The sequence below is a fragment of the Candidatus Methylomirabilota bacterium genome (assembly GCA_035709005.1).
In the GTDB taxonomy this organism is placed as follows: domain Bacteria; phylum Methylomirabilota; class Methylomirabilia; order Rokubacteriales; family CSP1-6; genus 40CM-4-69-5.
In genome coordinates, this window is the sequence record DASTFB010000039.1 from 1 (window position 1) to 10,726 (window position 10,726).

Sequence of the window (10,726 nt, forward strand, 5' to 3'; positions counted from 1 at the left end):
GCCGATCGCCCTAGCCGGGGGGCGGCCCGCCCCGAACGGCTGGCCCGTTCCCTCCATCGGCTCTGCCGCCGTGATTCAACGCATGATCTTGCCGGCCATCCGGAGGATGTCGTCCAGCGCATTGCCGTCCCCGTTCAGGTCCCCCATGCCAGTACGGCTGCGCCGCGGCTCAGCCGAGGAGTTCCTGGGGAATGTTGCCGCCGTTGGCGGCGATGCGCGCCAGCACGGTCTTGTGGAGCCAGGTGTTCATCTTCGCCGAATCGTTCATCAGTTCAGGAGGGCAGGCCAGCTCGGCGGCGAGTTCCTTGCGCGCCGCGAAGCTGCTGTCGATATCGAGGAGCTTCAGCAGGTCGACGATGGAGGTCCGCCAGTTGAGCTTCTGCGGATTCGCCGCGGCGCGCCGTTCGAGTTGCGCGACGACATCGACCATCGTGACCGGGGTGGGCGCCGGCGCCACGGCCGGCCTGGCGGATGCGGACGCGGGCGCGGCGCTCGCGCTGCCGATGCCGAGTGTGTTCAGGATCTTCGTGAAGAAACTCATGGCGCTCTCCTGTGATGGCTGACGGGAGGGCGTGACCCTCCCGGATTGCATGGCCGTCGCCCCTTGTCTGGCGGAATGCTACTGGCTTCCCGCAGGCATGCCCAGATGGGCTTTGGTCCCTACGCTTCTGGTAGGAAAGAGTTTTCCCAGTGAGGGAGGTTCTCGGCAGGGCCGGGGGCTCGATTGTGTCAGGTCGCTTCGATGATCTCGTCGTTCTCCAGTCGTGCCGTCTGCTGCTCCAGCCAGGCCCGAACGCCGTCGGCCGTGGTAAGCCCCGCGAGAAGGTCGGCGAGGCCCTCGACGAGGTTGCGTAGCCTCTCGGGCAGCTGTTCGTCGTACCCGCACAATCGGGCCACGTAGCTTTCGCGTTCGTCGTTCGTCATCCGATCGAGCGCGGGCGTGAGCGTCTGGAGCGCCTCGTCGACCTCCGTCAGGTCGGCCAGCAGCTTGGTGGCGTGCAGGATGGTAGTGGTGACATGCGCGCGTACGCGGTCGACTGGGTCAGCCACGCTTGGCGAGCAACTGCAACGGCAATGCCACCGACGCAGACGACCCCCGGGGGAACAGATCAGCGCCATGCGTAAACTCGATCTTCCTCTTGCGTTCCTCGTGGTTGTCGAGACGGTTTCGACGGCGGTGGGCGACGACACGAGCCACCAGGTGCGCGCGGAGCTGTCTGGCTACAACGAAGTCCATTTCGCCGGGGGGCCACCGGCAGCGCTCCGCGGCGGGATCTCGACCGCGGCCCGGGGGAGCTTCAAGGCGACAATCGACGAGACCAATCAGGCGATCCATTACGAGCGCAGCTACCAGGGCCTCGAGGGAGCCGTCACGCAGGCTCACATCCATTTCGGACAGTCCAGCACTGTCGGCGGCATCGTCGTGTGGCTCTGCGAGACGGCTGGCACCCCGGCGCCTTCGCCGACTTCGATGCCGGTTTCGCATCCTGTGGACCTGGGGGGCTTGACCCCCGAGTGCCCCCAGGAGGCCCCTCCTGACAACCCCGTCACCGGGACAATCGGGCCCGACCAGGTGCTGGCCCAGACTGCGCAGGGCATCGCCCTCTTCGAGTTCGCTGAGCTCGTCCGGGCCATCCGCGCCGGGGCGACCTATGCGAACGTGCATTCGGCGCTGCACCCTCCCGGGGAGATCCGAGGCCAGATCCACGGCGGCTTGACCGGCAAGATCCTCGACTCCCTCGGCCAAAAGCTCGGCGATTAAAGTCGTGCTCAGCGCTGGCGAGCGGGGACCCAGGCTGTCGTCCGGCCGCCGATCGTCAGATAGCGGATCGTCTCGCCCCGGGCCGTGACCGCGCCCGGACCGTCCCAGCGTGTGTGGAACAGCCACGGGCGGGGATAGCGACTGCTGTCGTTCAGCGCGCGCACCGAGGTGGCGATGACCGAGCGGAGCCGGCTCCGCAGCCGGCGCAGCTCGGCGTCGGTCAGCGTGTTGGCGCGCCGTTGCGGCGCGATCCCCGCCTGATACAGCACCTCGTCGGCGATCCAGTTGCCCACACCGGCGGCGAACGACTGATCCAGCAGCACCGCCTTGATCGGCGCGGCGCGCTCGCGCAGCAGATCGGCGAAGGCGCGGAACGAGGGCAGCTCCAGCAGCGCGTCGAAGCCGAGGAGGCTGATGGGCGGCTCGCGCCGGGGATCGTGGCGCAGGCGGATGCGTCCCAGGCGCCGGGCGTCGGCGAACGCGGCCTCGCGCCCGCCCTCGAAGCGCAGCACGAGCTTGGTGAAGCGCGGCGGCCACACCTCGCCGGGATGCCGGCGGCCGTAGGAGACGAGCCGGACGCCGGGCGCGCTGGGCGAGTGGAACCCGCCCGTCATGCCGAAGTGAAAGCACGGCCACGGGCGCCGGTCGAGCTCCAGCCACAGGTGCTTGCCCCGGCGGCGCGCCGCGCGGACCCGGCGGCCGACCAGAGCCCGGCGCAGGCGGGCCGGCGTGACGCCCTCGTACACGATGCGATCGTCGACCGTGCGGGCACCGACGATCCTCCGGCCCCGGGCCAGGCGCTCGAGCGCGCGGCGGGCGGCCTCGACCTCAGGCAGCTCCGGCATGGCCGTCTAGCCGACGTGGGGGGCCCCGACATGGCCCCCCACACCCCCCAACCTTCGGCACGCCCCGGCGCAGCCGGGTCGCGCCTCTGGGACCGCTACTCGGACAAGCATCTAGCGTCGGCCGTCGCGGCCAGCGCGCGAGGGCCGGCCGGCGCCGGCGAGCTCGGCCCAGCGGAAGCACCCGGTGAGGTGATCGTTCACGAGTCCGGCCGCCTGCATGAAGGCGTAGCAGATCGTCGGACCCACGAAGCGGAAGCCCTGGCGGATGAGGTCGCGGCTGAGGGCGCGCGAGGCGTCCGTCTCCGCCGGCACCTGTCGGAGCGCGCGCCAGCGATTCTGAATGGGCTGCCCGCCGACGAACCCCCACAGATAGTCGGCGAAGCGCCCTTGCTCGCGCCGCACCGCAAGGAACGCGCGGGCGTTGGTGATGGTCGACTCAATCTTGAGGCGGTTGCGGACGATCCCCTCGTCGGCGAGGAGCCGGCGGACATCGCGCGCCGTGAACCGGGCCACGGCCGTCGGCTCGAACCTGGCGAAGGCGCGCCGGTAGGCCTCGCGCTTGCGCAGGATGGTGGACCACGACAGTCCCGCCTGCGCCCCCTCCAGCACGAGCAGCTCGAAGAGGCGGCGGTCGTCGCGCAGCGGCACGCCCCACTCCTCGTCGTGGTAGCGCTGCTCGAGCTCGCCCACTGCCCAGGCGCAGCGGGTCGTCGCCCCGGGGCCCTTCAGGCGAGACGGGGGCGATGTCGTGCCCATGGCCGCGCCTCCTCGAACGCGGCGGACGCCTGCAGCACGGTGAGGTCGGCGAAGCGGCGGCCCACGATCTGCAGGCCGACGGGAAGGCCCGCGCTCGTGAATCCGGCCGGAACCGAGGCCGCCGGCTGGCCCGTGAAGTTGAACGGATAGCTGAAGGACGCCCACGGAAACCAGTCCCACTCGTGCTGGGGAAAGCCGGCCGGATTCAGAAGGCCGACCTCGAAGGCCGGGACCGACACCGAGGGCGTCAGCAGCAGGTCGTAGCGCTCGAACAGCGATCGCACGCTGTCCCAGTAGGCGAGCTTGCGGCCGCGGAGCTCCAGATACTCGAGCAGGCCGTAGCGACGCCCATGCTCGATGCATGCCACGAGCCCCGGATCCATCCGCTCCCGCCACTGGGCGACGAGGCTTCCGTACATGCCGGCCTCGTGAGCGCTCCACAGGCAGCGGATGAGCTCGGTCGTGTCGTCGAATTCTGGGCTGACTTCCTCGACGGCGCACCCCAGATCCTGAAAGACGCAGACCGCCTCGCTCGCGACCCGTGCGACCTCGGGGTCGACGCGCAGCCCGCCCAGGTCCGGGCTGAATGCCACGCGCAGCCCGCGGATCCCGCGGCGGAGCTCACCCACGTAATCCGCGGGCACCGCCTCCAGCGACGTGCGGTCCCACTCGTCGGGGCCGGCGATCACGCTCAGCATCAGAGCCGCGTCAGCAACGGTGCGCGTCATCGGCCCGGGGTGGCTCACGTAGTCGTTGTTGGCCAGCGGCCAGGTGGGCACGCGCCCGTACGAGGGCTTGAGGCCGTAGACGCCGCAGAACGCCGCGGGGACGCGGATGGAGCCGGCGCCGTCGGAGCCCTGGTGCAGCACGCCCAGCCCGGCGGCGGCGGCCGCGCCGGCGCCGGCGCTGGAGCCCCCCGTCGTCATGCCGGGGTTCCAGGGATTTCGGGTGATCCCGGTCAGCGGGCTGTCGCCGATGGCCTTCCAGCCGAACTCCGGCGTGGTCGTCTTGCCGATCATGATGCCGCCCGCCGCGCGCAGGCGCCGCACGATCGGCGCGTCGGTGTCCGGGACGCGGTGCTCATACACGCGGGAGCCGCCCATCGTGCGCACGCCGCGCGTCACGGTCAGGTCCTTGATCGAGTACGGGATGCCGTGCAGGGGACCGAGCCGCTCGCCGGCCATCAGCGCCCGCTCGGCCTGCCGGGCCTCGTCCATCGCGATCTCGGCCGTCACCGTGCAGAAAGCGTTGAGCGTCCGGTTGAGGCGCTCGATCCGCTCCAGCACGGCCCGGGTCAGCTCCACGGGCGACAGCGTCTTGGCGCGGATCATCTGCTGTAGCTCGGTGGCCGGCGTCCACGCGAGATCGGTCATGGCCGGTCCTCCATGAGGTCGTAGGGCTCGCGCACCTGACTCAGGCAGAAGGCGCCGACGAAGCCCTCCAGCTCGCGAGCGGCGGCCATGGACGCGGCGTTGGCGTGGCGGAGCCTGGCCGCGGCCGTTTCGGCCTGGGCCCGCACCCGCGCTTCGTCCACCGTGGTCAGGCGGCCGCGCTCGAGGACCAGGCGTCCGCCGATCATCACGCTGTCCACCGCGGCCGCGCTCTCGCCGTTGACGATCTGCAGCAGCACGTCGTTGAGCGGCACGAAGCCGATGTTGGTGAGATCCAGGAAGGCGATGTCCGCCTTGAAACCGGGGGCCAGGCGGCCGATGAGATCGCCCATGCCGAGCACGCGCGCGCTGCCGACCGTGGCCATGGTGAAGGCCTCCTCGGCGGACAGCCAGCGCCGGTGGTCGAGCGAGCGCACCCGGGAGAGATAGGCGGTCAGGCGGATCGCCTCGAACATGTTCTGCGTGTCCGACGACGCGGCGGAGTCGGTGCCGATGCCGACCGTGAGGCCGCCCTCCAGCATCATGCGGGCCGGCGCCACCCCGGAGCCGAGACGGAGGTTGCTGATCGGATTGTGGGCCACGCTGGCGCCGGCGTCGGCCAGCCGGCGGATGTCGTCGCGATCGAGCCAGACGCCGTGAGCGCCGCTGAAGCGAGGCCCGAGCAGGCCGAGCCTGGCCAGGTGCCCCGTCAGCGTCGTGCCGTACTTGCGTCGCCCGACGACCGCCTGCGTCTTGGATTCGGCGAGATGGGTCTGGATCCCGACCTCGAACTCCCGGGCCAGGTCCCGGCAGGCCGCGAGGAACTCGTCGCTACAGTGCAGCGGGATCGTCGGCCCCAGCGCCGGCCGCACGCCGGCGCGATCGAACGGCCACGTGCGAACGATCTCCCGGCAGGCCTCCACGCTCGCCGGCCAGGGCGCCGTGCTGAGCTTCTCCACCTGGCGCCGGGCCGCCTCGGGCAGCGCCTCCAGCAGGCCGGGCAGCGCTTGCCAGAGCGTGCGGTCGGCCATCATCGGCGCGACGACCGCGCGGATGCCGACGTCGTGGTAGGCCCGGGCGGCGGCCTGGATGCCGTCCACCGAAGGCAGCGGGTACTCGACGTTGAGGTCGTAGCAGGCGGTGCAGCCCTTGTGGACGAGCTCGATGGCGGAAAGCTGAGCCGTCAGGTACTTGTCCTCGACGCTCCGGTTGGCGTTGAGCGCACCGGACACGGTGAGCAGCAGCTCCAGCGGCACGCGATCGGGGACGAGCCCGCGGGTCAGCCCGCCTTGCCCGTGCGTGTGGGCGTTCACGAGGCCGGGGATGAGCAGGCGGTCGCGGGCGTCGAGCGTCCGGGCGCCCTGCGGCGCCGTCAGCCCCGGCCGCCCGATCTCGCGGATCGTGTCGCCATCGATCAGGACGTCGGCCGGCTCGGCCCGATGTCCCGCGATGTCGAGCACCCGGCCGCCGCGGATCACGGTGAAGCCCGTCATGGACGAGGTCCTACGATAAACGAAGTCGGCCGAAAATGCTCAACGGCCGAGCGCCATCGACACGAGCCCGGCGAAGATCACGACGGCGCCGGCCAGGCGCGAGCCGGGGTGCGCTTCGCCCAGGAGCCGCGTTCCAGGAGGGCCGCCAGCGGGATTAGGATATGGGCCGGACACTCGGAGGACATCCCGAGAAGAGGTCCGTGAGACACACGCGCATTATCGTCACTCACTACGGCGGGCCCGATGCACTCGGGGTGGTTGAAGAAGAGTGCCCCGAGCCGAAGGACGGGGAGGTGCGGGTGAGAGTGCTGGCCGCCGGTGTCTCCTTGCCGGACCTGATGATGCGCGAGGGGGTTCATCCCGAGACGCCCCGGCTGCCCTACACGCCAGGGTGGGATCTGATCGGCGTGGTGGATCGGCTGGGCGCCGGTATCTCTGGAATCGAACCAGGCCAGATAGTTGCCGCGTTGCCGATCAGCGGCGCGTATGCGGAGTTCGTCTGCTTGCCGCAACGCGAACTGGTTCCGGTGCCACCCGGGTTGGACGCCGCCGAGGCTGTGAGCCTCGTGCTGAACTACGTCACGGCGTACCAGATGCTGCATCGCTCCGCTAAAGTCAGACCGGGCCAGCGCGTGTTGATTCACGGCGCGGCCGGCGGGGTCGGCTCGGCACTCTTGCAGCTCGGGCGCCTCGCCGGGCTGGAGATGTACGGCACCTGTTCATCGCGAGGGGCGTCGGCCGTTTCGGACCTGGGCGGTATCCCAATTGATTACCAGCATCAGGACTTCGTGAAAGAAATTCACCGGCTCACCCGCGAGGGGGTGGACGCTGTCTTCGACGGCATCGGCGGCGCGCATATCTGGCGTTCCCGCAAAGCTCTCCGCCCTGGCGGGAGGGTAGTGGCCTATGGCCTTACTTCCTCGCTACGTGGGGGACGACTGGCTTCAGGTCATCGTCATCGCTTTCACGGAATCCCCATCTTCGGGTTGTATATTGCTGGCGGCTGGCTTTTACCGAGCCGGAGGCGGGTGGTCCCCTACAGCATCCAATGGCTCAAACGGCTGAGACCCGCAGTGTTTCGACGCGATTTGATCGCCCTGTTGGAGCTCCTGCAACAGCAAAAGATCAAACCGCTGGTCGCGCGGCGATTTCCTCTTGCCGAGGCAAGATACGCGCACGAGTTGCTCGGAAAGGGAGCGGTGACAGGCAAGATCGTGCTGACCGGGCAATCGTGAGAACGTACAACTCCCCCGGAGACGAGCGTATGGACGAGATCGTGACCGTGGCAGAAGGCCTGGTCCCGCTGATCCGCAAGCTACGCCACACGACCGAGAATGATCGGTGTATTGCGGAACCGATCGTGCGCGCTCTTCGCAAGAGTGACCTGTGTCGGATGCTCCTCGACACTGGCGCGCGCTCACCATACACACCGGAAGACTGGTTGAGGGTCCTCGAGACGTTGGCCGGCGCCGAAGCGTCGGTGTCCTGGCTCATCTGGAATAACACGTTGGCGTGTTTCTGGGCCCGCTTCTTGGATGACGCGGGGCGCGCACGGGTATTCGGCGATTCCAGTCGATTGTTCGCGGGCTCCACCCGGCCGACCGGACAGGCCGTGGCCACGCAAGGCGGGTTCCGGTTGAGCGGCCGCTGGTCGCTCGTGTCTGGCTGCGAGCTTGCCGACTATGTCCATCTCATCAGCCTGGTGCACGAGGATGGGGTGCCCCGCATGCTCGCCCCCGGGCAGCCCGACCTCCGCGTGCTGTTCGTGCCCAAGGGCCGCTACGCCATCCTCGACACCTGGCATGTCGGGGGCTTACGTGGCTCCGGGAGCCACGACGTCGTCGTGGACGACGTGTTCGTGCCCATTGAAGACTCGCTCGCGCCCGCTCCCCCGGTGGCGAGCAACGCACCGCTCGCCCAGCTGCCCATTATTCCGATGATGGTCGCCGGCATTGGCGCCCAGTTCCTGGGCATGGCGCGCGCAGCAATGGCGGTCACGATCGAGATACTGCGCACCAAGGTATCGGTGGATCCCGGCGCATCGATTCGCGAGCGACCAGGTGTGCTCGCCGACATCGCGTCGTATAGCGCGGCGGTCACTGCCGCAGGGAGCCACCTCCACGCAAGCATGGAGACCATGTGGCACACGGTCAGACATCAGCTTCCGACGGCCGAGGACCGTGCGGCGCTGTACAGTGCTGGTCTGTATGCCGCCACCACCGCGCGTGCAGCCGTCCTGGCCATGCACGCCGCGGCCGGGACGACGGCTCTCTATGTGGACTGCCCGCTGGAACGAAGCGTACGCGATCTGCAAACGATGGAGAGGCATATTGCGGCGCAGCCGGTCTGGTTGGAGGACGCGGGGAGAGTGCTTGTGGGGCATGAACCGGTGAATCCGTTATTCATGATTTGAGGAGCGTGTCAGGGGAAGAGGCAGGAGAGCGCCAATCCCATGCCGAAGATGCGGTCCGTTGGGGCCTTGCTGGAACAATGACCGGGATTGGTCGATGGGTTGAGACCTGGCGCGCGCCTAGGGCGCCAGCGCGACGGTACAAGTAAGAACCTACCTCCTGGAACTCCCTGGACTACGGATGCGGAGTTCGAGGCCATCACTGTGTATTTTACGCCTCCATCAGAGGATGAAGGATTCGACGTCATCCGTCATGAGCGCGTTTAACTGAATTGAAGCCGATCCGCCGATTCACGCTGGAGACGCACGAGGGCCCGTATGAGAAGTGGCCGTTACGTTCTCGACTGTTTCTCGAAGGGCAGCCGACGAGCATTGCCCTACCGGGCTATCGGCTGTTGCATCAGTTTGAGACCTCGGAGGGCTACATCCTGGTGACCGATTACGATTGCCCTTACGAGGAGATCACGAATTTTGCCCTGGTCAGCAAACAGTTACGGCTGCAGTCATGTCGCTGGCTCGGCTGGATGTACGAGACGTTCCTCCTGGAGCGCATCGAGTGGCAAGACGAGCGCACCTTCATTGCCGTCATTGGCGGTGGTGGTCGGTGGCGCCTCACGATTCGGTCCTGGGGAATTCCGTACAATCCGGCCACGTCTGAGGCTTCAGGGGTTCGTAGGCCGAGCGAGGATGTGAAACCAATGACCGAGGTTGGCCAATGGATCGAGACCTGGCGCGAGTTAGGGGTCAGCGATTCCCCGGAGCTCAGGCGCCTGCATGGTGATGTTCTGGGTCGGTACTCCGAGCCACATCGTCAGTACCATACGTCTCAGCACCTTGCGGAGTGCTTCGAGAAGGTCCAAGACATCATCCATCTGGCAGAACACCCAGCCGAGGTAAACGTCGGCCTCTGGTTCCACGATGCGATCTACGACACTCAACGTCAGGACAATGAGGAGCGGAGCGCCGCTTGGGCACGCTCTGCGGCGCGAGAATCGGGCGTCAGTGCTGAGAGCGCACAGAGGATCTACGATCTCATCATGTTCACACGCCATGCCGCGGTGCCGATCGGCGTCGATGCCCAGGTTCTGGTCGACGCGGACCTGTCCATCCTGGGTGCTCAACCTGCGCGGTTCCAGGAGTATGAGGCGCAGGTCCGCAACGAATATGGGTGGGTTCCGGAGGCAATGTTCCGGTCCAGCAGGGCCAGGATACTGAAGGAGCTCCTGAGCAGACCCCACGTGTATTGTACGGCCCATTTTCGAGAGCGGTACGAAGCGCAGGCGCGGCGCAATCTACAACAGTCACTGGCATACCTCGAGTGCCTCGGCGCTACGGGCGTCTAACGACCGGACCGTGTGTGCACGGCTCCAGAGATCGGCCCGCCGGAACGGTCAGGGATGGCTCGCCATGTGATGTCCGATGGTGTGCAGATCCGCGTGCTCACGCGGCGTCTCGTACACCAGCCGGCCCTCGAACATCACGACGATGCGGTCAGCCAGCTCCAGGAGCTCGTCCAGGTCCTCGCTGATGAGCAGCACCGCCGCGCCGGCGTTGCGGACCGCGGCGATCCGGCTCCGGATCTCGGCGGTCGCGGCGATGTCGAGCCCCGCGCACGGATTCTGGGCGATCAGCACGGCGACCTCGCCGGACAGCTCGCGGGCCAGCACGGCGCGCTGCACGTTGCCTCCGGACAGCGTTTCGAGCGGGGCGTCGGGACCGGGGGTGCGGATCCTGAAGCGCTCGATGAGCGCACGGGCCTGAGCACGCAGGGCGCGCCGGCTCACCAGCCAGCCGCCCCGCGCGTTGGGAGGCTCGTCGAAGTTGCGGAAGGCGAGGTTCTCGGCCACCGACATGCCGCGCACGCAGGCGTTGCGCAGGGGCTCCTCCATGAGAAGGAACACGCGACGCCGCCGCATCTCGGAGCGCGTGGGCCGGTAGGGGGCGCCGGCCACCCGGATCTCGCCGGCTCCGGGCTCTCGCTGGCCGGCCAGCACCTCGACCAGCTCGCGCTGCCCGTTGCCCGACACGCCGGCCACCCCCACGATCTCGCCCCCGCGCACGGCGAGCGACACGTCGCGCAGGGCGGTGAG

At 68.3% G+C, this 10,726-nt stretch carries 11 protein-coding genes; 4 read left to right on the top strand and 7 right to left on the bottom strand.

The window, feature by feature from the left end; all coding sequences use genetic code 11:
- Positions 1-169 precede the first annotated feature (169 nt).
- Together VFR64_05630 and VFR64_05635 are read right to left on the bottom strand one after the other, a co-directional pair.
- Positions 170-541, bottom strand: coding sequence for a DUF3597 domain-containing protein (locus VFR64_05630; protein HET9489217.1), 372 nt, complete (start codon positions 539-541; stop codon positions 170-172).
- Between the two features lie 188 nt (positions 542-729).
- Positions 730-1,050 (bottom strand): hypothetical protein, encoded by a 321-nt coding sequence (locus tag VFR64_05635; protein ID HET9489218.1) that lies wholly within the window; start codon positions 1,048-1,050, stop codon positions 730-732.
- A gap of 67 nt (positions 1,051-1,117) precedes the next feature.
- Here VFR64_05635 and VFR64_05640 point away from each other — a divergent pair, with 67 nt between their 5' ends.
- On the top strand, positions 1,118-1,762 hold the full coding sequence (locus VFR64_05640) for a CHRD domain-containing protein (GenBank protein HET9489219.1): 645 nt from the start codon (positions 1,118-1,120) through the stop codon (positions 1,760-1,762).
- An 8-nt stretch (positions 1,763-1,770) separates the two neighbouring features.
- On the opposite strand, the gene VFR64_05645 is transcribed toward VFR64_05640, so the two are convergent.
- The 4 genes from VFR64_05645 to VFR64_05660 form a co-directional block, all read right to left on the bottom strand.
- Positions 1,771-2,607: a DNA-formamidopyrimidine glycosylase family protein gene (locus VFR64_05645; protein HET9489220.1), complete on the bottom strand. Its 837-nt coding sequence runs from the start codon at positions 2,605-2,607 to the stop codon at positions 1,771-1,773.
- 111 nt (positions 2,608-2,718) lie between these two features.
- The gene (locus tag VFR64_05650; GenBank protein ID HET9489221.1) at positions 2,719-3,363 is read right to left on the bottom strand and encodes a DNA-3-methyladenine glycosylase I; all 645 of its coding nucleotides are present in this window, start codon (positions 3,361-3,363) and stop codon (positions 2,719-2,721) included.
- Entirely contained in the window at positions 3,333-4,736 is a 1,404-nt protein-coding gene (locus VFR64_05655) for an amidase (protein HET9489222.1), read from the bottom strand. Before VFR64_05655 ends, VFR64_05650 begins: the two co-directional genes overlap by 31 nt.
- The gene (locus VFR64_05660; GenBank protein HET9489223.1) at positions 4,733-6,226 is read right to left on the bottom strand and encodes an amidohydrolase; all 1,494 of its coding nucleotides are present in this window, start codon (positions 6,224-6,226) and stop codon (positions 4,733-4,735) included. The genes VFR64_05655 and VFR64_05660 overlap by 4 nt, the downstream gene beginning before the upstream one ends.
- 200 nt (positions 6,227-6,426) lie before the next feature.
- Between VFR64_05660 and VFR64_05665 the strand changes: the two genes are divergently transcribed.
- The 3 genes from VFR64_05665 to VFR64_05675 all read left to right on the top strand — a co-directional run bounded on the left by VFR64_05665 (position 6,427) and on the right by VFR64_05675 (position 9,979).
- Complete coding sequence (locus VFR64_05665; protein ID HET9489224.1) at positions 6,427-7,461, top strand: medium chain dehydrogenase/reductase family protein; 1,035 nt, start codon at positions 6,427-6,429, stop codon at positions 7,459-7,461.
- Positions 7,462-7,490: 29 nt separating this feature from the next.
- Positions 7,491-8,639 (top strand): hypothetical protein, encoded by a 1,149-nt coding sequence (locus VFR64_05670; protein HET9489225.1) that lies wholly within the window; start codon positions 7,491-7,493, stop codon positions 8,637-8,639.
- A 269-nt stretch (positions 8,640-8,908) separates the two neighbouring features.
- Complete coding sequence (locus VFR64_05675; protein ID HET9489226.1) at positions 8,909-9,979, top strand: hypothetical protein; 1,071 nt, start codon at positions 8,909-8,911, stop codon at positions 9,977-9,979.
- Between the two features lie 48 nt (positions 9,980-10,027).
- Here VFR64_05675 and VFR64_05680 read toward each other — a convergent pair.
- Positions 10,028-10,726: ATP-binding cassette domain-containing protein (locus VFR64_05680; GenBank protein HET9489227.1), on the bottom strand; the 699-nt coding region annotated here is incomplete at its 5' end.